24 protein-coding genes are annotated in these 22,838 nt (G+C 36.3%); 23 read left to right on the forward strand and 1 reads right to left on the reverse strand.

What is annotated here, in order from left to right; all coding sequences use genetic code 11:
* From fmt to SULBA_RS02895, 22 genes are all read left to right on the forward strand, one after another.
* Positions 1 to 918 carry a methionyl-tRNA formyltransferase gene (gene fmt, locus SULBA_RS02790; protein ID WP_014768751.1) on the forward strand — a complete coding sequence of 306 codons (918 nt, stop codon included), beginning with the start codon at positions 1 to 3 and terminating at the stop codon, positions 916 to 918.
* Positions 899 to 1,534 carry a biotin--[acetyl-CoA-carboxylase] ligase gene (locus tag SULBA_RS02795; protein WP_041671770.1) on the forward strand — a complete coding sequence of 212 codons (636 nt, stop codon included), beginning with the start codon at positions 899 to 901 and terminating at the stop codon, positions 1,532 to 1,534. Before fmt ends, SULBA_RS02795 begins: the two co-directional genes overlap by 20 nt.
* Positions 1,531 to 2,316: a ParA family protein gene (locus SULBA_RS02800; protein WP_014768753.1), complete on the forward strand. Its 786-nt coding sequence runs from the start codon at positions 1,531 to 1,533 to the stop codon at positions 2,314 to 2,316. Before SULBA_RS02795 ends, SULBA_RS02800 begins: the two co-directional genes overlap by 4 nt.
* A 1-nt stretch (position 2,317) precedes the next feature.
* Positions 2,318 to 3,172, forward strand: coding sequence for a ParB/RepB/Spo0J family partition protein (locus SULBA_RS02805; RefSeq protein WP_014768754.1), 855 nt, complete (start codon positions 2,318 to 2,320; stop codon positions 3,170 to 3,172).
* 127 nt (positions 3,173 to 3,299) lie between these two features.
* The gene (locus SULBA_RS02810; protein ID WP_014768755.1) at positions 3,300 to 3,722 is read left to right on the forward strand and encodes a F0F1 ATP synthase subunit B family protein; all 423 of its coding nucleotides are present in this window, start codon (positions 3,300 to 3,302) and stop codon (positions 3,720 to 3,722) included.
* 10 nt (positions 3,723 to 3,732) lie between these two features.
* Positions 3,733 to 4,251 carry a F0F1 ATP synthase subunit B gene (locus tag SULBA_RS02815; RefSeq protein WP_014768756.1) on the forward strand — a complete coding sequence of 173 codons (519 nt, stop codon included), beginning with the start codon at positions 3,733 to 3,735 and terminating at the stop codon, positions 4,249 to 4,251.
* On the forward strand, positions 4,251 to 4,781 hold the full coding sequence (locus SULBA_RS02820) for a F0F1 ATP synthase subunit delta (protein WP_014768757.1): 531 nt from the start codon (positions 4,251 to 4,253) through the stop codon (positions 4,779 to 4,781). The genes SULBA_RS02815 and SULBA_RS02820 overlap by 1 nt, the downstream gene beginning before the upstream one ends.
* Positions 4,782 to 4,837: 56 nt before the next feature.
* Complete coding sequence (atpA, locus tag SULBA_RS02825; protein WP_014768758.1) at positions 4,838 to 6,343, forward strand: F0F1 ATP synthase subunit alpha; 1,506 nt, start codon at positions 4,838 to 4,840, stop codon at positions 6,341 to 6,343.
* 9 nt (positions 6,344 to 6,352) lie between these two features.
* Positions 6,353 to 7,237 (forward strand): ATP synthase F1 subunit gamma, encoded by an 885-nt coding sequence (gene atpG, locus SULBA_RS02830; protein ID WP_014768759.1) that lies wholly within the window; start codon positions 6,353 to 6,355, stop codon positions 7,235 to 7,237.
* Positions 7,238 to 7,270: 33 nt separating this feature from the next.
* Positions 7,271 to 8,668: a F0F1 ATP synthase subunit beta gene (gene atpD, locus SULBA_RS02835; RefSeq protein ID WP_014768760.1), complete on the forward strand. Its 1,398-nt coding sequence runs from the start codon at positions 7,271 to 7,273 to the stop codon at positions 8,666 to 8,668.
* A gap of 19 nt (positions 8,669 to 8,687) precedes the next feature.
* Positions 8,688 to 9,083, forward strand: a complete 396-nt coding sequence (gene atpC / locus SULBA_RS02840; RefSeq protein WP_014768761.1) for an ATP synthase F1 subunit epsilon — start codon at positions 8,688 to 8,690, stop codon at positions 9,081 to 9,083.
* A 4-nt stretch (positions 9,084 to 9,087) separates the two neighbouring features.
* The gene (locus SULBA_RS02845; protein WP_014768762.1) at positions 9,088 to 9,675 is read left to right on the forward strand and encodes a MotA/TolQ/ExbB proton channel family protein; all 588 of its coding nucleotides are present in this window, start codon (positions 9,088 to 9,090) and stop codon (positions 9,673 to 9,675) included.
* Positions 9,675 to 10,067 carry an ExbD/TolR family protein gene (locus SULBA_RS02850; protein ID WP_014768763.1) on the forward strand — a complete coding sequence of 131 codons (393 nt, stop codon included), beginning with the start codon at positions 9,675 to 9,677 and terminating at the stop codon, positions 10,065 to 10,067. The genes SULBA_RS02845 and SULBA_RS02850 overlap by 1 nt, the downstream gene beginning before the upstream one ends.
* A 5-nt stretch (positions 10,068 to 10,072) precedes the next feature.
* Positions 10,073 to 10,849 carry a TonB C-terminal domain-containing protein gene (locus SULBA_RS02855; RefSeq protein WP_156790506.1) on the forward strand — a complete coding sequence of 259 codons (777 nt, stop codon included), beginning with the start codon at positions 10,073 to 10,075 and terminating at the stop codon, positions 10,847 to 10,849.
* Positions 10,850 to 10,852: 3 nt separating this feature from the next.
* Positions 10,853 to 12,121: a Tol-Pal system protein TolB gene (gene tolB, locus SULBA_RS02860; RefSeq protein WP_014768765.1), complete on the forward strand. Its 1,269-nt coding sequence runs from the start codon at positions 10,853 to 10,855 to the stop codon at positions 12,119 to 12,121.
* Between the two features lie 63 nt (positions 12,122 to 12,184).
* The gene (locus tag SULBA_RS02865; protein WP_014768766.1) at positions 12,185 to 12,685 is read left to right on the forward strand and encodes an OmpA family protein; all 501 of its coding nucleotides are present in this window, start codon (positions 12,185 to 12,187) and stop codon (positions 12,683 to 12,685) included.
* 56 nt (positions 12,686 to 12,741) lie between these two features.
* Positions 12,742 to 13,620, forward strand: a complete 879-nt coding sequence (locus SULBA_RS02870; RefSeq protein ID WP_245391433.1) for a tetratricopeptide repeat protein — start codon at positions 12,742 to 12,744, stop codon at positions 13,618 to 13,620.
* A 116-nt stretch (positions 13,621 to 13,736) separates the two neighbouring features.
* Entirely contained in the window at positions 13,737 to 14,363 is a 627-nt protein-coding gene (locus SULBA_RS02875) for an FKBP-type peptidyl-prolyl cis-trans isomerase (protein WP_014768768.1), read from the forward strand.
* Positions 14,335 to 15,114 (forward strand): Fis family transcriptional regulator, encoded by a 780-nt coding sequence (locus SULBA_RS02880; RefSeq protein ID WP_245391453.1) that lies wholly within the window; start codon positions 14,335 to 14,337, stop codon positions 15,112 to 15,114. The genes SULBA_RS02875 and SULBA_RS02880 overlap by 29 nt, the downstream gene beginning before the upstream one ends.
* Positions 15,115 to 15,169: 55 nt before the next feature.
* On the forward strand, positions 15,170 to 16,093 hold the full coding sequence (gene fabD, locus SULBA_RS02885) for an ACP S-malonyltransferase (RefSeq protein ID WP_014768770.1): 924 nt from the start codon (positions 15,170 to 15,172) through the stop codon (positions 16,091 to 16,093).
* A 9-nt stretch (positions 16,094 to 16,102) separates the two neighbouring features.
* Entirely contained in the window at positions 16,103 to 16,798 is a 696-nt protein-coding gene (locus SULBA_RS02890) for a 5'-methylthioadenosine/adenosylhomocysteine nucleosidase (RefSeq protein WP_014768771.1), read from the forward strand.
* A complete protein-coding gene (locus SULBA_RS02895) occupies positions 16,791 to 17,570 on the forward strand; it encodes a PP-loop family protein (RefSeq protein WP_014768772.1) in 780 nt (259 codons plus the stop codon). Before SULBA_RS02890 ends, SULBA_RS02895 begins: the two co-directional genes overlap by 8 nt.
* Here SULBA_RS02895 and recO read toward each other — a convergent pair.
* Positions 17,567 to 18,184, reverse strand: a complete 618-nt coding sequence (gene recO, locus SULBA_RS02900) for a recombination protein RecO (RefSeq protein ID WP_041671897.1) — start codon at positions 18,182 to 18,184, stop codon at positions 17,567 to 17,569. The genes SULBA_RS02895 and recO overlap by 4 nt on opposite strands.
* Positions 18,185 to 18,412: 228 nt before the next feature.
* Here recO and gltB point away from each other — a divergent pair, with 228 nt between their 5' ends.
* Positions 18,413 to 22,837 carry a glutamate synthase large subunit gene (gltB, locus tag SULBA_RS02905; RefSeq protein ID WP_014768774.1) on the forward strand — a complete coding sequence of 1,475 codons (4,425 nt, stop codon included), beginning with the start codon at positions 18,413 to 18,415 and terminating at the stop codon, positions 22,835 to 22,837.
* Position 22,838 lies beyond the last annotated feature (1 nt).

The raw sequence follows: 22,838 nt of genomic DNA on the forward strand, positions 1-22,838 counted from the left end.
ATGCGTGTTGTTTTTATGGGAACACCTTCGTATGCAACAACCATTTTAGAAGCGTTGTGTAATGAACCTTCGATTGAGGTTACGCTTTTAGTGACACAAGAAGATAAACCTGTAGGTCGAAAACAACTTTTAACGCCGCCCCATACCAAAGCATGGCTTTTAGAACAGGGTTTACATGTAGAGATTTTCCAGCCAAAAACCCTGCGTTCCAAAGAGGCGCAAGAGAAAATTTCTGCGTACCATCCCGATTTTATTGTGGTTGCTGCCTATGGGCAAATTTTACCTCGAGACATACTCGATATTGCTCCTTGTATCAACCTTCATGCTTCTTTGCTTCCTAAGTACAGAGGAGCAAGTCCTATTCAATCGGCTCTTCTTTCGGGCGAAGTATATACTGGAGTAACTTCCATACTCATGGAAGAGGGGCTTGACACGGGTGCAATGCTAGGATTTTCGTATCTCAAAATTGAGCCAGAGCATAATGCATCTTTTTTATTTGATACTTTATCGGACTGTGCAGCACAATTGACATTAAGAACCCTGAAAAACTTCTCTTCTCTTTTGCCAATCAAGCAAGAAAGTGCGAATGCAACCCATTGTAAAAAAATAAAAAAAGAGGATGGTCTCATCTCTTTTGCCTTAGATGCTTCTGAAATTGTGAAGCGTTTTAAAGCACTTTCTCCTTGGCCTGGGATTTTTTTAGCATCAGGTTTAAAGTTGATAGAAATGAAGCACATTGATAGCACCAACAATGAGACGTTTGGTTTGATTAGTGAGGTAACATCTGAGGGAATTATACTTACATGTAAAACAGGCAAACTACTACTTAAAACGCTCCAGCCCGTCTCTAAAAGTGCTATGAGTGCGAGGGATTATATTCGCGGAAAAAGGTTGAACTGTGGTGATTCACTGGTTTGAAACACTTGCATCAACGCATCAATATTTAATCACTGCGTTGCGTGAGGGTACACTTTATGCACCTTATGCTATCGGTACTAAACGCCAGACACAAGGGATTGGGAGTAGAGGTAATCGTTGGATAGGCGAAGAAGGTAATTTTTTTTTCTCATTCTGTATTGAAGAAAAATATTTACCTCACGATTTACCTTTAGCTTCTGTTTCTATCTATTTTTCTTCCTTAATGAAAGACGTTTTAGCATCGTATGGCTCGAAAGTATGGCTGAAGTGGCCTAATGATTTTTATTTGAAAGAGAAAAAAATTGGTGGCATGATTACCACAAAAATTGGAAGCACTATTGTAGGTTCAATTGGGCTAAATATTGCTATGGCTCCACCAGAATTTGGATGTTTGGATGTTTGCATTGCTCCTTTAGAGTTAGCCGAGCGTTTTATTGGCGAAGTGGGACAAAAGAAATCGTGGAAGAAAGTTTTTAGTAATTATAAGATAGAATTTGATGAAAATCGAAATTTTTCTTTCCACTTAGATGGGAAATTGGTCTCTTTAAAAGATGCGGTATTGTGTGATGATGGCTCTATTGAGCTAGAAAATAAAAAGGTGTACAGTTTACGATGAGCGAGATTATAGCGATAGCAAATCAAAAAGGCGGTGTTGGTAAAACAACCACTGCTATTAATTTGGCTGCCTCCTTAGCAGTTGCTGAAAAGCGCGTCTTATTGATCGACATTGATCCTCAAGCGAATGCTACCACAGGACTTGGGTTTCATCGAAGCGATTATGAGTACAACATTTATCACGTCCTCATTGGGAGAAAACGGCTTTCTCAAGTCATCCTAGAAACATCCCTTTCAACCTTACATGTAGCGCCATCAAACATTGGACTGGTTGGTGTTGAAAAAGAGTTTTATGATAACAACACCAAAGGTCGAGAGCTTATTTTAAAAACAAAAATTGAAGAGATTAAAGACCAGTACGATTACATCATTATTGATTCTCCTCCAGCCCTCGGAAGCATTACGATTAATGCGCTAAGCGCTGCCAATTCGGTGATTATTCCTATCCAGTGCGAGTTTTTTGCATTAGAAGGACTTGCCCAGCTTCTCAATACGGTGAAATTAATTAAAAAAACGATTAATCCAACCCTTGAGATTAAAGGATTTTTGCCAACCATGTACAGCACCCAGAATAATCTTTCAAAGCAAGTTTTTGCAGATTTGAAAGAACATTTTAAAAGCAAACTCTTTTTAGATAAAGAGAGTGCGTCGTATGTAGTCATTCCTCGCAATATTAAATTAGCAGAATCTCCTAGTTTTGGAAAACCTATCATCCTATACGATGTAGAATCTCCTGGTTCAAAGGCATATCAAAATCTTGCCAATTCCATTTTAGTGAGTTAGTATGAGTACAAAGAAAGTTTTAGGTCGAGGATTAAGTGCTATTATTGAAGACGTAGAAGAAGCGTATAAGCAAGATGTCGCTCAAGCTAAAGATTTAGTGCGTGAGGTTGATATTGATCGTGTGACTCCCAACCCCTATCAGCCACGTGTTACGTTTAATGAAGTTGCACTTAAGGAACTCAGTGAATCTATTAAACGTCATGGTCTCCTTCAGCCTATTATCGTTGTGGCAAAAGATGATAATTATATGCTCTTGGCAGGTGAAAGACGACTTCGAGCAAGTAAATTAGCAGGCTTTACAAAAATTAAGGCGATTGTCGCTGACATTGAGTCAAAAAACCTACGAGAATTAGCGCTCATTGAAAATATTCAGCGAGAAGATTTAAATCCAATTGAGTTAGCCGTAGCCTATAAAGAACTTATTGAAGAGTATCAAATTACACAAGATGGTCTTTCGGAAATTATTCATAAAAGTAGAACCCAAATTACCAACACTATTCGTTTGTTAAGTTTAAGTGAACAGACAAAACAATATCTTGCGGAGGGAACTCTTTCTCAAGGCCATGCAAAAGTTTTAGTAGGACTTGAAGCCAAAGATGAAGCAACAATTGTCAATACTATTTTAGGGCAAAAACTGAGTGTTAGAGAAACCGAAGCATTGGTTAAACATCTCAAAGGAAATGATAAACCTATTGGTAAAGAAGAAAAGACCGCAATACGTATTCCCGATGAATTATATGCCGTTTCTACACGTCTAAAAGAGCTTGGTTTCGATGTTAAACCAAAGTCAAATAGTATTACAATACATTTTAAAAATGGTGAAGCAATCTATACTTTTTTAGAACGTTTTAAATAATTTTTGTAATTTTAATAAACTATTTTCCTTTAACATGGTAAAATTCGCAAAATTTTTTTATACCAGACCTAATTGATAGTAAAAATCTTAAAACAAAGTGTGATCTTAAGCTAAAGGAGCAAGAAATATGTTGGATATTATACCAGCACTCTTACTGGTGACTGGAACTGTATTTTTAGTTTTGTTAATTGTTCTTAACAAAACACTTTATAAACCTCTTTTGGAGTTTATCGATAATAGAAATAATTCTATTAATCGTGATTTAGAAAATGCAGGGAAAAATGCTAGTGATGTTGTCGCCTATTATCAAGAAATAGAAACAATTTTGTCTGCAGCTAAACTTGAAGCGAGTAAAATTCGTGAAGTTGCAATTAATGAAGCGAATGAAAAAGCTTCAAAACGTATCGATCAAAAGAAAAATGATCTTGAAGTCCAAAGTGTTGTATTTTTCAATACCCTGGAATCAGAAAAAAATGAATTTAAAAATAGTTTAATGGCAAATATACCTCTTTTTAAAGAGGGAATTCATGCTAAATTAAACACGATTTAGGGAGCGAGAAATGAAAATAAATTATTTTTTACTCTTCTTGTTAGCGCCTATTGCACTTTTAGCAAGTGGTGGAGAAGGAAGTGGAGAAACGGATATTTTTCCAAGAGCGGTTAACTTTTTAATTTTTGCTTCTATTTTGTATTATTATGTCTCAGGTACTCTTAAAGAATGGTATATAGGTCGCAAAAATGAGATCGCTACTAAGTTAGATTCCATTCAAGTGAAGCTTAAAGAGTCAAATAGTAGAAAAGAAATTGCCCTTGCTAAAGTTGAAGAAGCAAAAGTAAATGCAAAAAACCTTGTTGAAACAGCAAAAAAAGAGGCTTTATTACTTGCTGAAAAGATTTCACAAGAAACAGATGCAGAAGTTGAAAATTTGGAAAAGGCATTTCAAGATCGTATCTCTATTGAACGTCGTAAAATGCAAAGAATGATTATTTCTGAAGTATTAGACGAGATTTTCAAAGAAGATTCTATTGCTTTAGATAACAATGAAATTGTTAAGATCATTAACAAGAAGGTTGCCTAATGAGTCATGCCCTAGCAAAAAAATATGTTAACGCCCTGGTTCAAGGCTGTAATGATAATGAATTAGAGGAAGTGTATCAAGCATTAATGCATTTAAGTCAAGCATATAAGGTGGAAAAATTTAATACTATTATTCTTTCACCGAATATAAGCAAATTAGATAAAGAGACATTTGTGTTATCGTTACTTAAAACAACAGATAGCAAATTTGTAAATTTTATTAAATTTTTAAATTCAAATGATAGATTAAAATATGTTCCTTTAATTGTAAAAGAATTGGCATACCAACGTGCATTAAAAAGTAATACTTTTGAAGGTACTATTTCAACAAATTTTACAATGAGCGAAGCTCAAATTAAAATGTTAGAGGATAATTTTAGTAAGAAATTTACTGCAAAGATTCAATTGAAAAATGTGCTTAATGCTTATCCTGGTATTAAAGTGGAAATTGATGATTTGGGTGTTGAAGTAAGTTTCTCGGTTGAGCGACTTAAAGCTCAGATGAGTGAACATATCTTAAAAGCAATCTAATAAATCAAGATAAATAATAATAAAGAAAGATTAAGGAGTAATGTGTGGGAGCAAAAATGAAAGCTGACGAAATCAGTTCCATCATTAAAGAGCGTATTGAAAATTTTGAACTTAATGTTGACATTGAAGAGACTGGGAAAGTTATTTCAGTAGCGGATGGTGTTGCAAACGTTTATGGTTTGAAAAACGTTATGGCTGGTGAAATGGTTGAATTTGAAAACGGTGAGAGAGGAATGGCGCTTAACCTTGAGGAATCAAGCGTAGGTATCGTTGTTCTTGGTAGTTGTAATGAAATCAAAGAGGGTTCATCTGTTAAACGAGTGGGAAAACTTTTACGTGTTCCTGTTGGTGAAGCACTTGTAGGTCGTGTTGTTAACTCTTTAGGTGATCCTATTGATGCTAAAGGTCCAATAAACGCAACTGAAACTCGTTTTGTTGAAGAAAAAGCACACGGTATTATGGCTAGAAAATCTGTTCATGAACCACTTCAAACAGGTATTAAAGCGATTGATGCCCTTGTTCCAATTGGTAGAGGACAAAGAGAGCTTATTATTGGTGATAGACAAACAGGTAAAACAACCATTGCAATTGATACCATTATCAATCAAAAAGGTCAAAACGTTACATGTATTTATGTAGCCATTGGTCAAAAGCAATCTACGGTTGCGCAAGTGGTTAAAAAACTAGAAGAACACGGCGCAATGGATTATACCATCATCGTTAATGCAGGTGCGAGTGATTCTGCTGCGATGCAATTCTTGGCTCCGTATGCGGGTGTTTCTATGGGTGAGTATTTTAGAGACAGTGGCAAACATGCCTTGATCGTTTACGATGATCTTTCAAAACATGCGGTTGCTTACCGTGAGATGTCATTGATTCTTAGACGTCCTCCAGGTCGTGAAGCCTATCCAGGTGATGTTTTTTATCTCCACTCCAGACTACTTGAGCGTGCAGCAAAAGTTAATGATGAGTTAGGTGCAGGTTCTCTAACAGCACTTCCAATTATTGAAACACAAGCGGGTGACGTATCAGCGTATATTCCAACGAACGTTATCTCGATTACCGATGGTCAAATCTTCTTAGAATCAGATCTCTTTAACTCAGGTATCCGTCCAGCGATTAACGTAGGTCTTTCAGTATCACGTGTTGGTGGTGCGGCACAAATCAAAGCAACCAAGCAAGTAGCCGGTACAATGAGACTTGACCTTGCACAATACCGTGAACTTCAAGCATTTGCACAATTTGCAAGTGATTTGGATGAATCAAGCCGTAAACAATTGGAGCGTGGACAAAGAATGGTTGAGCTTTTAAAACAACCTCCTTATGCTCCTATTACCATTGAAAAACAAGTTTTGATTATTTTTGCAGGTGCGAAAGGCTATTTAGACAGTATTGATGTTAAAGAAGTGAGTCGTTTTGAACTTGAACTTAACTCTTATGTTGCTGCAAAATATCCAAGTATTATTGAACAACTTAACGTTAAAAAAGCAATTGATAAAGAATTAGAAGAACAATTACATAAGGCATTGAGCGAGTTTAAAGCGACTTTTGCAGTTAAGTAAGGATAAGCTATGGCAAACCTTAAAGAGATAAAACGAAAAATCAAGAGTGTTCAAAACACTCAAAAAACGACACGAGCTATGAAACTTGTTTCAACTGCAAAGTTAAAACGAGCCGAAATGGCAGCAAAGCAATCACGTGTGTATGCCGTTAAAATTAATGAGGTACTTTCTGAAATTGCTTATAAAATTAATCAATATAAAAATGGGGCGGTTGAAAGTCGTTTTTTCGATAACAACCAAACGCCTCGTATTGTTGATATAGTTTTTGTTACCGCAGATAAAGGCTTATGCGGTGGGTTTAATGTTCAGACCATCAAAGCAGTCAGAAATTTATTGGCTGAGTATTCTGAACAAAAGATTACTGTACGATTACGTGCTGTTGGTAGAAAAGGAATTGCATTTTTTAACTTTCAAGGTGTTGAGCTTTTAACTTCTTATGCGGGAGTCAGTTCAAGTCCAAGTTATGAAAAAGCACAAGAGATTATTAAAGCCGCAATTGATGATTTTATTGAAGGTAAAACCGATAAAGTTATTTTAATTCACAATGGCTATAAAAATATGATATCACAAGAATTAAAGATTGTGGATGTAGTTCCCGTACAATCACCTGTTGAATCACAAGAAACAAGTTCTTTGATGGAGCTTGAACCTGAAGCTAATGGTGAGGAAATTTTAGATTCTTTACTTCAAAAATATTTTGGATACAACATGTATTATGCGCTAATTGATTCATTAGCCGCTGAGCATAGTGCAAGAATGCAAGCTATGGAAAATGCCACCAATAATGCCAAAGAGCGTGTTGGTATTTTAACATTGGCATACAATAAAGCTAGACAAGAGTCTATTACCACTGAACTCATTGAGATTATCAGTGGTGTAGAATCTATGAAATAAACTGTTTTGCAAAAAATAAAAGGAGAATATTCAATGAATGGATTAATCAGCCAGATTATGGGACCCGTTGTTGATGTCGATTTTAATGGCTACCTTCCTAAAATCAATGAAGCAATTGAAGTAAATTATGAAGTTGAAGGCAAGAAACAACGTTTGATTCTTGAAGTAGCAGCACATTTAGGCGACAATCGTGTAAGAACAATTGCAATGGATATGAGTGAAGGTTTAACAAGAGGTATTGAAGTTAAAGCTTTAGGAAATCCTATTCAAGTCCCTGTAGGTGAAGAAGTTTTAGGACGTATTTTTAACGTTATTGGTGATGTTATTGATCAAGGTGAGCCTGTTTCTGGTAAAACAAAATGGTCGATTCACAGAGAACCGCCAAAGTTTGAAGAGCAAAGTACTAAATCTGAAATTTTTGAGACAGGTATTAAAGTTGTTGATCTTCTTGCACCTTATGCAAAAGGTGGTAAAGTTGGACTCTTCGGAGGTGCAGGTGTTGGTAAAACTGTTATTATTATGGAACTTATCCATAACGTTGCGTTTAAGCATAGTGGATACTCTGTATTTGCGGGTGTTGGTGAGCGAACACGTGAGGGAAATGACCTTTACCATGAGATGAAAGACTCTAATGTTTTGGACAAAGTTGCACTGTGCTATGGTCAAATGAGTGAGCCTCCAGGGGCAAGAAATAGAATTGCCCTTACAGGTCTTACAATGGCTGAATATTTCCGTGATGAAATGGGTCTTGACGTTTTAATGTTTATTGATAATATTTTCCGTTTCTCCCAATCGGGTGCTGAGATGTCTGCACTTCTTGGACGTATTCCTTCAGCGGTTGGTTATCAACCAACACTTGCGAGTGAGATGGGCAAATTCCAAGAGAGAATTACATCGACTAAAAAAGGTTCAATCACCTCTGTTCAAGCCGTTTACGTACCAGCGGATGACTTAACTGATCCTGCTCCTGCAACGGTATTTGCGCACTTAGATGCAACAACCGTCCTTAACCGTGCGATTGCAGAAAAAGGTATTTATCCTGCGGTGGATCCATTGGACTCAAGTTCACGTATGCTTAATCCAGAAATTTTAGGGGCTGAGCATTATAGTGTCTCTCGTGGAGTACAAGCGGTTCTTCAAAAGTATAAAGATTTACAAGATATTATTGCCATTCTTGGTATGGACGAGCTTAGTGAAGAAGACAAAGTTACGGTTGATCGTGCTCGTAAAATTGAAAGATTCCTTTCTCAACCATTCTTCGTTGCAGAGGTATTTACTGGAAGTCCTGGAAAATACGTGACACTTGAAGAATCCATTGCTGGTTTTAAAGGTATTTTAGAGGGTAAATACGATGATTTACCAGAAGCTGCTTTTTATATGGTAGGAAGTATTGAAGAAGTGATTGAGAAAGCTGCAAAATTAAAAAGCTAAGAAGCAATAAGGTTAAAAAATGAATACATGTAAATTGGAAATTGTGACTCCTTTGGGTCAAATTTTTGACAACAATGTAAAAAGTGTTACGCTTCCTGGAAAAGAAGGTGAGTTTGGAGTTCTTCCAAACCACGCTTCTCTTGTAGCACTCTTAAGCGCTGGTGTCATCGATATTGAGTTAGCTGATGGAAGTCATGATGTTGTGGCTATTAATTGGGGACATGTAAAGGTGGATGAAAATTCTGTAACCATCTTAGCAGATGGCGCTGTTTCTATTGGTGGTACAACAGAAAGTGAAGTGGCAAAATCATTGGAAGCGGCTACAGAACTTTTAAAAAGTATTTGTGATTCTGACGCTGCTATTGCAATGGCAACCGCTAAAATAGAATCTATTAGAAAATTGAAAAAGTTTTAATTGTATGTCGTCCTTTGAATTAATAATTAATTTTTTCGCAAGAAGCAATTTTTTTACGTGGGTTATTATGATTTGGTTGTCTGTTTATTTTATTATTACGTTTGGAATATTATTTAGCAGGCATCTTTATTTAACGCATTGGCTTTCTGTTGAAAAAAATTCTTTAGAGTCCATGTTAATGGGTGCAAAGAATGTACGAGATGATTCAATTTTAAGAAAATGTTCTAGTGTTTCTGGTACCTCAGAAAAATTGTTGAATGTATGTAAAAACGTCGCAGAAAAAAATGCTACAAGTGGTTTATGGATGCTTTCCATTATTGCTTCAACAGCTCCTTTTATTGGCCTTTTTGGCACGGTGGTTTCAATTTTGGAAACTTTTAGTGGTTTAGGTCAATCAGGAAGTGCTTCTTTAGGTGTAATCGCACCTGCAATTAGTGAAGCATTAGTGGCCACAGCAGCAGGTATTTTTGTTGCAATTCCCGCATACAGTGCTAATCTTTTTCTAAGACGTAAAGCTTATGAAGTTATTGTTTACGTGCAAAGAGAAGTGGATATTTTACTTTCTTCAACCGAAGCAAAAAGAGTTTCTTAATGCACAGTCAATTAGATGAAGTTCCTGAGCTAAATATTACACCTTTAGTTGATATTATGTTGGTTTTACTTGCTATTTTGATGGTAACGACACCAGCCCTTGTTTATGAAGAAGTGATCAAATTACCTGATGGTAGTAAGTCTTCTGTTGTAAATAAACTCCCTGAGCTTGAAATACGTATTACAAAAGAGAGAAAAGTTTATTTAAAAAATGATACTTTTATGCTTTCTGAGTTTCCTGATAGCTTTATGATGCAAAAAAGTAAATACCCCCTTAAAAGTATTGTATATATCAAAGCAGATGAGGGTCTTTCATATAAAGACGTTATGTTTGTATTGAAGAGCATTAAACAAGCAGGGTTTACCAATATATCACTAGAAACGAATGGATAAATAACGTGTCAAACGTTAATAAATATGCCTCTTTAGGATGGACATTGTCCATCCTTCTTTATATTTTTCTTCTTATATTTTTTGGATATATGATCAGCAGTGAAAAAAAAGCAATCAAAAATTACACATCCAACAAAAATCCCATGAATATTGCTCTTGTCGAGAGAAAGAAGAATGATTCAGAAAAACCTAAAGATGAAAGAAAAAAAGAAGAAGTCATCAAACCTGTTGAAAAACCTTCAGAAAAACCTAAAAGTGAAGAAAAAAAAGTTGCATCGTCTCCCAAAGAGGCTGTTAAAAGCCAATCATTAAGAGGTTTATTTGAAGATATCAATACTTCAAAGCTTAAACCTGATGCAAAAGAACAGAAAAAAGATCAAACACAGCCAACACGTATTAAACCGAATAAAGAAGAGACAAAAGAGAAAAGCGACAATGTGGCTTCTAAAATTGCAAATTCTCTTAATTTTGCTGAACAAAAACATTTAACAGATATGCAAAAAGCGGGTGAATACGATCCTTTTATTGGTAAAGTACAAGAAATATTAGAAGAACATTGGCAAAGAACAGTTGATACAGAAAATGGTAATGTTGCTAAAGTGCTCATTAAAGTCAGTAACCAAGGTGTATTTAGCTATAAAATTATTTCATTGTCGTATAATAACGATTTTAATACTAAATTAAAAGAGTTCCTTCACAGTATGGAAAGTATAGAGTTTCCAAAATACGATAAAGGGGAGCGCTTTGAATTACCTGTTGAATTTAAAGATATTAAGGAGTAAATCATGATAAAAAAAATAATCTGTTTTTTACTGTTGACACTGTTCTCATATGCTAATGATGCAACCGTAGAAATTGTTAAAAAAATTGATGTTCTACCCAAGATTGCTATTCAAGATGCTAGCCCTAGAACCAGTGATGCCCTGTTTAGACAAAGCTTTTTTAAATTATTGGTTGGTGATTTACGTGTAAGTAGTCATTTTCAAGTGCTTGATGAGTATTTGCAAAGCAGTTATGAGGGTGGCCCACTTGAAAATTTCCTATCCGAAAAAAGGGTTGATTTAATTTTACGCTACAACTTAACGCAAGATTTTAATACAATGTCTGTGAGCGTTAAATTAATTAATGCAAAGACTGGCGTGAGTACATTCGAGAAAATCTATTCTCTTAATGACAAGCAAAGGCACCCTTTTTTAGCCCATAAAATTATCGTAGATGTTAATGACCAAATAGGTGCACCTTCTATTAAATGGATGGAACAATCGGTTCTTTTTGCTCGTTATATTGGTACTAAAAAAAGTGAGATTGTCATTTCTGATTATACGCTTAGTTATCAAAAAATAATGGTAACGGGTGGACTGAATATATTTCCTAAATGGGCAAATAATGAGCAAAATTCATTTTATTATACCTCTTATAATGGAGCTGAACCAACAATTTATTTTTACGATTTAAAAACGGGAGCTCGTAGGAGTATTATTTCAAGTGCAGGTATGTTGGTTTGTTCGGATGTATCAAAAGATGGTACGAAACTTTTACTTACAATGGCACCCAAAGATCAACCTGATATTTACATGTACGACTTGAGAAGTAAGAAAATTACTAAAATTACTGAATACAATGGTATTGATGTTAATGGAAATTTTATTGATAATGACCAACGTATCGCTTTTGTATCAGATCGTTTAGGCAATCCTGATATTTTTGCACAAGGTATTTATGATAAAAGTTTTGAGAAATTGGTTTATCATGGTAAAAATAAAAATTCAATTTCAACCTATGATAACTATATTGTCTATTCAAGCAGAGAGGCTGAAAGTGAGTTTGGAAGAAACACATTCAATCTTTATCTGATTTCAACCAAAACAGATTATTTACGTCAACTTACTGCAACAGGTGAGAATCTTTATCCTCGTTTTGCGAACGATCCTGATACCATTATGTTTATAAAACAGTATGGAAATCAAAGTGCTTTGGGTATTATTCGCTTAAATGCAAACAAAACGTATCACTTTACGTTAAAAACTGGTAAATTACAGTCAATTGATTGGTAATTTTTTAAAAAAAAATGGTATAATTCCAAAGTTGTAAATATAATTTCCAAAAAGGATATGATAATGGGTAAATTAGCGTTAACAAGTTTAGCGGTAGCAGTTTTAGTATTGACTGGTTGTAGTCAAAAAAGTCCAGAGGTTGATATGACTAAATCAACAACCGATGCAAAATCAAGTGTTGATGATGGTATGAGTGCACTTCAAAAATTAATTGCTTCTTTAGAAGCTAATTCTAAAGTAATCTATTTTGATTTTGACAAATACAATGTTAGAAAAGATCAACAAGCAAATATTGATGCAAATGCTGCATTATTCAACTCAGCAGAAGCAAAAAGCTTTTCAATTAAAGTTGAAGGTAACTGTGATGAATTCGGTACTGACGAATACAACTATGCACTTGGTCTTAAAAGAGCAAAAAGTGTTAAAGATGGTTTAGTTGCTAAAGGAATGAATGCTGATAGACTTACAGTTGTAAGTTATGGCGAGAGTAATCCTGCAGTAAACGAGCACAATAAAGATGCTTGGGCAAAAAACAGAAGAGCAGAATTTAAAGTACTTCCATAATTGCTTTGATGAAAAAAAAGTTTTTTATATGTTCGATAGCACTACTACCATTAGTAGTGCTATCAGCTGAACCTTCTGCTTATGGTACAATAGATAGTAATTCTATCTCTTCCAAAGAAATTATTTCACAAGACGTGAATAGTTATCAAACTACCCCTAATGTTCCTGTTCCATCAAAATCAATTCGTTATTCAGAACCCGAAGCAAGTTCAAGCAACAGCTCTGAGCAGTATGAAGGTGTTCGTTCGGTTCTTCAAAGTTATGAGACAAAAATTTCGAAGCAAGATGCTCGTATTAGAGAACTTGAAGATGAAATGGGTAAGCTAAAAGGCTATGTTGAAGAGAGCCGAAAAATTCAACTTGAAAATCAAGAAAAAGTTAAAATTGTGCTAGCAGAATTGAGCACTTTAATTGATTCTATTAATAAAAATTATGTTTCAAAAGAAAAATTCGATCAATTAGCGAATGAGTTAAAAGGTTCGAAAACGGTATCATCAAAACAAACGGCTACAACCCCATCAGATGCTGCCAACACAACACCAGAAAAAGAAGCGTCATCTAAAACGGTTTCTGCAAAAGAGTTAAGTCAGAAAGATAGTGCAACATTGATGAAAGAAGCAGATGATCTTTTTGAAACTAAAGCGTATGCGAATGCTGAAGTAATGTATAAAGAACTCTTAAATCGTAACTACAAACCAGCAAAAGCCAATTTTAGTTTAGGTGAAATTGCATACAGTAAAAAATCCTATGCCATGGCAATTGAGTATTATAAAACCAGTATCTCTTTGTTTGATAAAGCACCTTATATTCCAACACTTCTCTATCACACAGGGGCTTCTTTTGAAAAGCTTGGAAAAGCGAAAGAAGCGCAAGGTTTTTATAAAGCACTGAAAGAAAATTACCCCACATCCCCTGAAGCAAAAAAAGTAAAATAATCTTTATAATTTTTAATCATTTTTTTGTCTAAAGTCTACGCTTTTCCTTCTTTTGTAAGAGCTTCTATACTAAAATTATGCTATCATCCCAGTCACTATAAATTAAGGGAGAAGTTATGTTAATTTCTGATAACAAAGTTGTTTCAATTCATTATGAACTTAAAAGTGTTGATAATGGTGAAATTTTAGATAGCAATTTAAATGCTACACCCCTCTCTTTTATTGTTGGAAAAGGTCAGATTATTCCAGGATTAGAAGAAAAAATTAAAGAGTATAAAGCAGGCGATAATGCAGATATTCACGTCTCAGCTGCAGATGCCTATGGTGTGTATGACGATAATGCTGTTCAAACATTACCAAAAGAACAATTTGCAGGACTAGAGCTTAAAGTAGGAATGACACTTTATGGTCAAGGTGAACACGGTGAGACGGTTCAAGTAAGTGTTAAAAATTTCAATGATGAAACCGTTGAAATTGATTTTAACCATCCTTTAGCAGGTAAAGATTTGTTGTTTGCTATTAGTATTGTAGAAGTTCGTGATGCAACAGCAGATGAACTACTTAATGGTTATGTAGGCAGCCAAGGTGGTTGTGGATGTGGAACAGGTGGCAGTTGCCACACTACAAATGATGACGATAGCGAGTGTTGTGGTGGACATGGGCATGACCATGACCACGGTGAAGGTGGATGCTGCGGCGGTGAAAGTCACTCTCATGGTGGCGGATGTTGTGGATCACACTAATTATATAGCAAAGTCAAGAGCCTCGATTGAGGCTCTTAAGTCAGCCAATCTTCTAAAAACAGTTTCTATCAATGCTTTAATTTTAGGGGAAAGTGGTGTTGGTAAATTAACACTTGCTAGGCATATTTCTACTGCACCTGTGGTTGATGCAACATCAATGAATGATTTGCTAGCACTTATTGAAACAAATGATACACTTATTGTAAAAAATTTTCATAAAATTACTAATTATAAAAAGCTCAAGATTGCTCTTGATGTTTATAAGACACGTTTAATTGCTACCTCACATATCAGCATAAACGATAACATCGTAGATGAATTTTTTAGCTTGAAAATTGTTATTCCTCCTTTAAGAGAGCGTAAAGAAGATATTTTAGCTTTAATGGAGAAATTTGCACATGAAGCGTATTTAATGTTTGATGATACAGAAGGCGAGACGTTTTCACTGGAATCTATCGTTCCTGATTTAACGAAGAATTGCTATTCATTAAGACGCTCCGTTTATAATGCTTATTTAATGAATTCATTTGGTGAGGAAGAAATTTTAACCATGATGGAGAACTTTTTGTTACATAGAATTGGTGGGAGAAACGATTATCGTGACCTTTTATACCTTTTTGATGTTCCTATGATTAAAAGTGGTTATAGAAAATTTGGCTCACAACTTGCCATTAGTGAAAAATTTGGACTTAACCGAAATACCCTGCGTAAAAAAATCAATGACTACAAAGATAGATTATCAATAGACTAGAATAGATATTTGGTATTTTAAATAGTGTTTACATGTAAACGATAAAGGCTAATCAATGAGTAATACAGTGTTTATATTTCCTGGCCAAGGCAGTCAAAAAGTTGGTATGGGAAAGGATTTTTATGATAATAGTGCTCTTGCTAAAGAGATGATTGAAACAGCAAGTGAGCGTGTAGGATTTGATTTTAAACATCTACTGTTTGAAGAAAATGAAAATTTGGAACAAACCCAATATACGCAACCTGCTATTTTACTAGTGAGCTTAATAGCACACCGTCTTTTTACAGAACATTCAACCGTAGCTCCAATAGCGCTCTTAGGCCACTCTTTAGGCGAATTTTCTGCACTCAGTGCCACAGGTGCTATGGATTACCTAGATGCGGTTGAATTGGTCTACCGACGAGGACTTCTGATGAAACAAGCATGTGAAGGTATTAATGCTGGAATGATGGCACTTTTAGGGCTTGATGATGAAAGTGTTGAAGCAATTACATGTAAAGAGCGTGAGTCTGGGAAAAAAGTGTGGGCAGCAAACTATAATGGCGATGGTCAAATTGTCATTGCAGGCAATAAAGATGATTTGGCTTCGTTGGAGTCAGTATTTAAAGACTCAGGAGCAAAAAAAGCTGTTTTATTAGCGATGTCAGTTGCCAGTCATTGTCCTCTTTTAATATCTGCACAAGCACCTTTAGAAACTTACTTAGACCAGTGGATGAAAGATGCTTTTGTGGCACCTATTATCTCAAATGTAACAGCAAGTGCTTATCAGGCAAAGACGGAAGCGAAACACTTACTTTCAGAACAACTTGTCTCTCCTGTAAAATATAAACAATCCATTTTACATGTAGAAGACTCCGTGGATATGTTTATTGAATTTGGTGGCAGTGTGCTTAAAGGGTTAAATAAAAGAATCACACAAAAACCAACCCATAGCATTGTTGATATGAAAAGTTTAGAAGAAGTGCTTGCACTGTTTTAAAGGAAAAAAATGAAAATAGCAATTATGGGTGCGATGGTCGAAGAGATTACTCCCCTTTTAGATTTTTTTGGAAGTTATGAAACAATAGCGTTTGCAAAAAACCGTTACTACACGACAACGTATAAAGGGTTAGAGTTAGTGATTGCGTATAGTAAAATTGGTAAAGTCAATGCGAGTTTAACTGCAACCACGCTGATTGAAAAATTTGGTGCAGAGCAACTGCTCTTCTCAGGTGTGGCAGGTGCGCTCAATCCGAACTTACATGTAGGAGATGTTTTAGTCGCAACGGCTTTAACACAACATGATTTAGATATTACGGCGTTTGGGCATCCTCATGGTTATGTCCCCGAGGGTTCTGTTTATGTAGAAACCGATGCATCGCTTCGAGCTTTAGCACATAAAGTAGCCCATGCACAAAATATCTCTTTGCAAGAGGGCATTATTGCTACAGGTGATCAATTCATTTGTGATGGAACTAAAAAGGAGTGGATTTACAAAACCTTTAATGCAGATGCGACGGAGATGGAAGGCGCATCGGTTGCTGTGGTGTGTGATGCCCTCAAAATTCCTTTTTGTGTTTTTAGAGCGATTAGTGATGCGGCAGATATGGATGCGGGTTTTAGTTTTGATGAATTTTTAGTAAGCTCTGCTAAAGAGAGTGCACAATTTATTATTGCTATGTTGGATGAATTGGCCAATGCTTAATATCAGTAAACGTCTCTTGCGCATTGCTGGGCGTACGAATGCCCGCTATAAACTCATTCATGAGGGTGATAAGATTCTTTTGGGGCTTAGTGGTGGTAAAGATTCTCTGAGCCTTGCGCACATTTTAAAGCATATGCAACGGGTTGCTCCGTTTGATTTTGAATTTAAAGCGGTTACGATTACCTATGGTATGGGAGAAGAACTGCACACACTTCATCAACACTGTGTTGAGCATGAAATAGACCATGAAATTGTGGATACTAAAATTTTTGATTTGGCTCAGGAAAAAATTAGAGAAAATTCTTCATTTTGTAGCTTTTTCTCACGCATGCGAAGGGGAGCGCTTTATACCTATGCGTTGGAGCATGGCTATACAAAATTAGCACTCGCACACCATTTAGACGATGCGGTAGAGAGCTTTTTTATGAACTTTTCCTACAATGGAACATTGCGTTCCATGCCTCCAAAATACACAGCGCAGAATGGTTTAGAAGTAATTCGTCCATTGATTCATGCAAGAGAGCGTCAATTACGTGATTGTGCAAAAGAACATAACATGCCAACCATTGGCGATGAAGCGTGTCCTGCCATGCGTTTTGATGTTAAAATGCCCGTGATGCGTGCACGTACCAAAGAGATGCTTACACAGATGGAGCAAGAGAATCCTGAGCTTTTTATTTCGCTTAAAAAAGCATTTGAGAGCTTACAGGTTTCAAGTTTTTGTGATGAGCGTTATTTAGAAGAAATCTCTGAATCTAAGGCTCAAGACTAAAATCCTTCTAGTAAAATTTTCCATAGCACATTGATGTGGTCATCGCTCAGTGCTATGGTACTCTTTTCTTCAAATAATCTTTTTACATGTAAGTGCTCAAAGGTCTCGTTCCATGCACAGGTTTTATGAGCAGGTAAAAAACCTCGAATGAGTGTTAAATCATTTAAAATAGCTTCTTCACAATTAAAACAGATAAAATCATCGTGCAATCTTCCCTCATAATCTAAGAGTTTAATGTATGCTTCAATAGCGATACGTTTTGGATTTTGTTTATGCCAAATAGCGGTACAAGATTCGAGCAATTCAAAATAGAAATTTTCTAAGGTAGCAATATCTTTAAGATGCGTATAAAAGAGTCGCACAAAAGCTTGCCAAAGCAGCATACGTTCACGATGCGCATTCCATTGGGTCGCTAGATGAAGGATGGAACGTAGCTGAGGTAGGGAGGATTTTAAAGAGGTCTGCACTTCAAAATCGATTTTGTAGCCTAAGTGAATTGTGGAGTGTCTTGCCCCGTAAAATCGGTAAAGTGTTTTGATGCTATTGGGTGTTAGCAGTGTCACGATAAGATCTTCGTCTTTAACACGTGTAATGTTGATAATATAACCTTGCATAGGGAATTTTAACATTAGAATATTTTTATAATATTAAAATAAATAATTAATATAGTTAATTAATATTTTAAATTTTATTGACAATTAATATTTATTAAGGTATGAAAATGTACAGAATGGCATAAAATACTGTTTAATTATTTTTTAATTTAAATTTGTGTAACATCCTTGGCTTTTAACTTAAAAATTTGTCATATTTTGATGAAAATTCCACAAAAGGCTTGTTCAATGGATCTTATTACAGGATTTAAAGACAATTGCGGTTTTGGTCTAATCGCAAACATAAAAAATGTCCCCACCCATGAAAATGTTGAAGATGCAATTACCGCATTGGAGCGCATGATGCATAGAGGTGCGATAGCAGCGGATGGTAAAAGTGGTGATGGAAGCGGTCTTTTGTTCTCCATGCCTGTTGAATTTATGAAAAATGAAGCAAAAAAATTAGGAGTTGACCTTCCAAAACAGTTCGCTGTTGCCATGATATTTTTACAAAATGATGAACAAAAACAGATTTTTGAAGAGACCTGTGAGCAAAATGACCTTAAAGTTCTTTTGTATCGTGACGTGCCTGTCAGAACAAAAGCATTAGGAAAATTAGCACTGGATTCTTTACCACAGATTGTACAAGTATTTGTGACATCGTCTTCATTGGTTGCGACCAAACGCTTCGAAGCACTTTTGTATTTAACCCGTAAAATGGTTGAGAAAAAGCTAGCACATGCCTCTGATTTTTACATTGCCTCATTTTCAAGTAAAGTGATTTCGTACAAAGGCTTGGTGATGCCAACGTACATTAAAACCTTTTTTCCTGATTTGAGCGACAAAGCGTTTAAAGCAACCTTTGCATTGTTTCATCAACGCTTTTCTACCAATACCCTGCCTAAGTGGAAATTGGCACAACCCTTTCGTACCCTTGCACACAATGGAGAAATTAACTCTATTTCAGCGAATCGTTTTTACACACAAGTAAGAAGTGAATCAATTAAAAGCGCTATTTTTACACCCGAAGAACTACAAAAACTTTATCCCTTAACCAGTGATGATGTAAGCGATAGTGCAAGTTTGGATAATATGTTTGAGTTTATGCTCATTAATGGTTTTGATTTTTTTAAAGCCATTCGCTCTTTAATTCCAGTACCGTGGCAAAATGCACCGCATATGGATGCAGAGCTTCGAGCCTTTTATGAATACTCTAGTATTAATTTTGAGCCATGGGATGGTCCTGCTGCAATTTCACTCACCGATGGACGTTACATAGCCTGTGTTTTAGATAGAAACGGTTTGCGTCCTGCTAAATATATTATTACCAAAGATGACCGTATTTTAATTTCAAGTGAGTATGGTGTTTTAGATATTGAAGAAGATAACATTATTGAACGTGGTCGTCTGCAAAGTGGACAGATGATAGGCTTAGACCTTAAGTTTGGCAAAATCATGAAAGATGATGATATTAACGACTACATCAAAAGTTCCAATACCTATACCGAATGGCTCAATAAAGGTTTGGTATACCTTCAAGAGTTTGTGGATATTCCTTTTTCTAAAACAACGGATTATGTGCGTGAAAATTTAGAGATAGAACAACGCTATTTCAATGTCACACAAGAAGTGAAAGACATGGTTTTAGAACCCATGATGAAAGATGGTAAAGAGGGCGTTGGCTCTATGGGTGATGATACTCCAATGGCTGCATTTAGTACCGTACAACGTAATTTTAGTGACTATTTTAAACAAAAATTTGCGCAAGTCACCAATCCACCTATTGATCCAATTCGTGAAAAAGTGGTGATGAGTTTAAATACCAATTTTGGAATTATTCGTAATATTTTGGAAGAAAATGAAGAGCATGCGTTGTGTATTAAAACGATTTCACCTATTTTGATGCAAGAGAAGTATGAGATTATTGATTCGTTTGGCGATGCTAGCAAACCTCGTTATAAGACAGAGTATAAAAATCGTTATTTCTCAACACTCTTTGAAGATAATCTAAAAGGTAGCTTGGAAGATCTTGCGTATGATATTTTGCAATCGGTAAAAAACGAGGGCGTACGTGTTGTTTTTCTTGATGATCGTGGTATGAGTGAAAAACAAAAACCAATGCCCATGACCATGGTGATTGGACGGATTAATCAAGTCTTGTTGGACGAGGGTGTACGCTCTTTGGTTTCAATTGTGGCTATTAGTGGTGAAGCCTTGGATGCACATTCGTGTGCTACCATGGTAGGATTTGGTGCAAGTGCAATTTATCCCTATCTTTTATACGCAACTGTATTGGATGAATGCAAAAAGAGTGAACTCAATGCCTACGATACAAAAACAAAACTCAAAAATGTAAGCCATGCTCTTAATCAAGGCTTACTTAAAATTATGTCTAAGATGGGTATTGCCACCATTGCTTCGTATCGAAATTCTGCCTTATTTGACGTACTAGGACTTTCCAGTGAAGTCGTTAAAGAGTGTTTTAATGGGGCTATTTGTTTAATCCCTGGTCTTGGATACGCTGATATTGAGGAGCGTTTGAATACAAATCATCAAAAGGCATATGCGCTTAATATCAACAAAAAACTTTTTCCCCTTGAAATTGGTGGTTTTTATAAATACATTGATGGGCAAGAGTTTCATGATTACCATCCAAACATTGTGCATGCCATTCATAAAGCCGTTGTCACAGCGGAGAAAAAAGATTTTACAGAATTTACCAAAATGGTCAATAACCGTGGTTTTAAAATGATTCGTGACTTTTTTGAACTTAAATCCGATCGTGCACCTATCTCATTGGAGAAAGTAGAGAGCAAAGAGGCGATTTTTAAACGTTTTGCCACTGCGGCCATGAGTTTAGGTTCTATCTCTCCAGAAGCACATGAAGCGCTGGGCGAGGCAATGAATAAAATTGGCGGTATGAGTAACTCAGGTGAGGGTGGTGAAGCGCCAGAGCGTCTTAAAACCAACAAAAACTCTAAAATTAAGCAGATTGCATCGGGTCGTTTTGGTGTTACTCCTGAGTATTTACGTTCAGCCACAGAGATTCAAATCAAAGTAGCACAAGGGGCAAAACCAGGTGAGGGCGGACAATTGCCAGGGCATAAGGTAACACCTTTAATTGCCTCTTTACGCTATACCGTTCCTGGCGTGACGCTCATCTCACCACCACCGCATCATGATATTTACTCTATCGAAGATTTAGCACAACTTATTTTTGATATGAAGCAGATTAATCCTGATGCGATTATTACGGTTAAATTGGTTTCGACCGCAGGTGTTGGAACGATTGCTGCGGGTGTGGCAAAAGCGTATGCGGATAAAATTATTATCTCTGGAGGGGATGGTGGTACAGGTGCAGCACCTCATACGTCGATTAAATTTGCAGGAAATCCTTGGGAATTAGGACTTAGCGAAGCACACAATGCGTTAAAAGCAAACCATTTGCGTGATAGCGTGCATCTTCAAACCGATGGAGGTTTAAAAACAGGACTTGATGTTATCAAGGCTGCTTTATTGGGTGCAGAGAGTTATGCCTTTGGAACGCTTTCTTTGACCATCATTGGATGTAAAGTCCTTCGTGTTTGTCATCTCAATCGCTGTTCTGTGGGTGTTGCCACGCAAGATGAGAAACTTCGAGATCATTTTGTAGGAACGGTGGATAAGCTAGTGAACTTCTTTACGCTTTTAGCCGAAGATGTAAGGGAAATTCTTGCACAGCTAGGGTATACGCATATGGAAGAGATTATTGGACGCAGTGAGCTTTTACATGTAATCGATGATAGCTTTGCGAAAAAGTTTGATTTCTCCTCCGTGCTCATGCGCCTTGAAGGTCCAAATACTCACAATGGAAAAACCAATGATCCGTTTGATAAAAACGAATTTGAAAAAGAGATTTTAAAAGAGGTTTACAAAGTTATTGAAAATCCTGAGGAAAAAATAGTATTACACAAAAGTATTTGCAATACCCATCGAAGTTTTGGAACCTTGATTAGCGGCGAAATTGCAAAATATTATGGCAATAAAGGATTAAAAGATGAGAGCATTGTTTTAAGACTCAATGGTGTTGCGGGTCAATCTTTGGGTGCTTTTTTAGCCAATGGTATGAGTATTAACCTCAAAGGAACTGCCAATGATTATGTAGGCAAAGGCATGAACGGTGGTAAAATCGTCATCGCACCTAAATATCAAGGTAGAGGCTACTCGTGTGCGGGAAATACCTGTTTGTACGGCGCAACGGGAGGAAAACTTTTTGTTGCAGGCAATGTAGGTGAGCGTTTTTGTGTACGAAATTCAGGCGCTACGGCTGTGGTTGAGGGAACGGGTGATCATGCCTGTGAATACATGACAGGTGGCATCGTTGCTATTTTAGGAAGTACGGGTGTAAACTTTGGTGCGGGTATGACGGGTGGCGTGGCATTTATTTACGATGAAAATCGTGATTTTATTGATAAACTCAATCAAGAACTCGTGGTCGCTGAACGTATTGATACCGATGATATGGATGAAGCACGTCACTTTTTAAAACGCCTCCTTAGAACCCATGTCAATGAAACCGTGAGTTTTAAAGCGACGCATATTTTAGAGAATTTCCGTGATGTACTGCGAGATTTTTGGATGGTGCGCCCCAAAGATATGACCAAAGTACCACTTAATCCAGCGCAAGGAGACTAAG

This window comes from Sulfurospirillum barnesii SES-3 (assembly GCF_000265295.1).
Taxonomy (GTDB): Bacteria; Campylobacterota; Campylobacteria; order Campylobacterales; family Sulfurospirillaceae; genus Sulfurospirillum; species Sulfurospirillum barnesii.

Excerpts from the sequence above, each read along its gene's own strand:
- fmt (WP_014768751.1), top strand. The coding sequence starts at position 1 with ATGCGTGTTGTTTTTATGGGAACACCTTCGTATGCAACAACCATTTTA.
- SULBA_RS02800 (WP_014768753.1), top strand. The coding sequence starts at position 1,531 with ATGAGCGAGATTATAGCGATAGCAAATCAAAAAGGCGGTGTTGGTAAA.
- SULBA_RS02805 (WP_014768754.1), top strand. The coding sequence starts at position 2,318 with ATGAGTACAAAGAAAGTTTTAGGTCGAGGATTAAGTGCTATTATTGAA.
- SULBA_RS02810 (WP_014768755.1), top strand. The coding sequence starts at position 3,300 with ATGTTGGATATTATACCAGCACTCTTACTGGTGACTGGAACTGTATTT.
- SULBA_RS02815 (WP_014768756.1), top strand. The coding sequence starts at position 3,733 with ATGAAAATAAATTATTTTTTACTCTTCTTGTTAGCGCCTATTGCACTT.
- SULBA_RS02820 (WP_014768757.1), top strand. The coding sequence starts at position 4,251 with ATGAGTCATGCCCTAGCAAAAAAATATGTTAACGCCCTGGTTCAAGGC.
- atpA (WP_014768758.1), top strand. The coding sequence starts at position 4,838 with ATGAAAGCTGACGAAATCAGTTCCATCATTAAAGAGCGTATTGAAAAT.
- atpG (WP_014768759.1), top strand. The coding sequence starts at position 6,353 with ATGGCAAACCTTAAAGAGATAAAACGAAAAATCAAGAGTGTTCAAAAC.
- atpD (WP_014768760.1), top strand. The coding sequence starts at position 7,271 with ATGAATGGATTAATCAGCCAGATTATGGGACCCGTTGTTGATGTCGAT.
- atpC (WP_014768761.1), top strand. The coding sequence starts at position 8,688 with ATGAATACATGTAAATTGGAAATTGTGACTCCTTTGGGTCAAATTTTT.
- SULBA_RS02845 (WP_014768762.1), top strand. The coding sequence starts at position 9,088 with ATGTCGTCCTTTGAATTAATAATTAATTTTTTCGCAAGAAGCAATTTT.
- SULBA_RS02850 (WP_014768763.1), top strand. The coding sequence starts at position 9,675 with ATGCACAGTCAATTAGATGAAGTTCCTGAGCTAAATATTACACCTTTA.
- tolB (WP_014768765.1), top strand. The coding sequence starts at position 10,853 with ATGATAAAAAAAATAATCTGTTTTTTACTGTTGACACTGTTCTCATAT.
- SULBA_RS02865 (WP_014768766.1), top strand. The coding sequence starts at position 12,185 with ATGGGTAAATTAGCGTTAACAAGTTTAGCGGTAGCAGTTTTAGTATTG.
- SULBA_RS02875 (WP_014768768.1), top strand. The coding sequence starts at position 13,737 with ATGTTAATTTCTGATAACAAAGTTGTTTCAATTCATTATGAACTTAAA.
- SULBA_RS02880 (WP_245391453.1), top strand. The coding sequence starts at position 14,335 with ATGGTGGCGGATGTTGTGGATCACACTAATTATATAGCAAAGTCAAGA.
- fabD (WP_014768770.1), top strand. The coding sequence starts at position 15,170 with ATGAGTAATACAGTGTTTATATTTCCTGGCCAAGGCAGTCAAAAAGTT.
- SULBA_RS02890 (WP_014768771.1), top strand. The coding sequence starts at position 16,103 with ATGAAAATAGCAATTATGGGTGCGATGGTCGAAGAGATTACTCCCCTT.
- SULBA_RS02895 (WP_014768772.1), top strand. The coding sequence starts at position 16,791 with ATGCTTAATATCAGTAAACGTCTCTTGCGCATTGCTGGGCGTACGAAT.
- recO (WP_041671897.1), bottom strand. The coding sequence starts at position 18,184 with ATGCAAGGTTATATTATCAACATTACACGTGTTAAAGACGAAGATCTT.
- gltB (WP_014768774.1), top strand. The coding sequence starts at position 18,413 with ATGGATCTTATTACAGGATTTAAAGACAATTGCGGTTTTGGTCTAATC.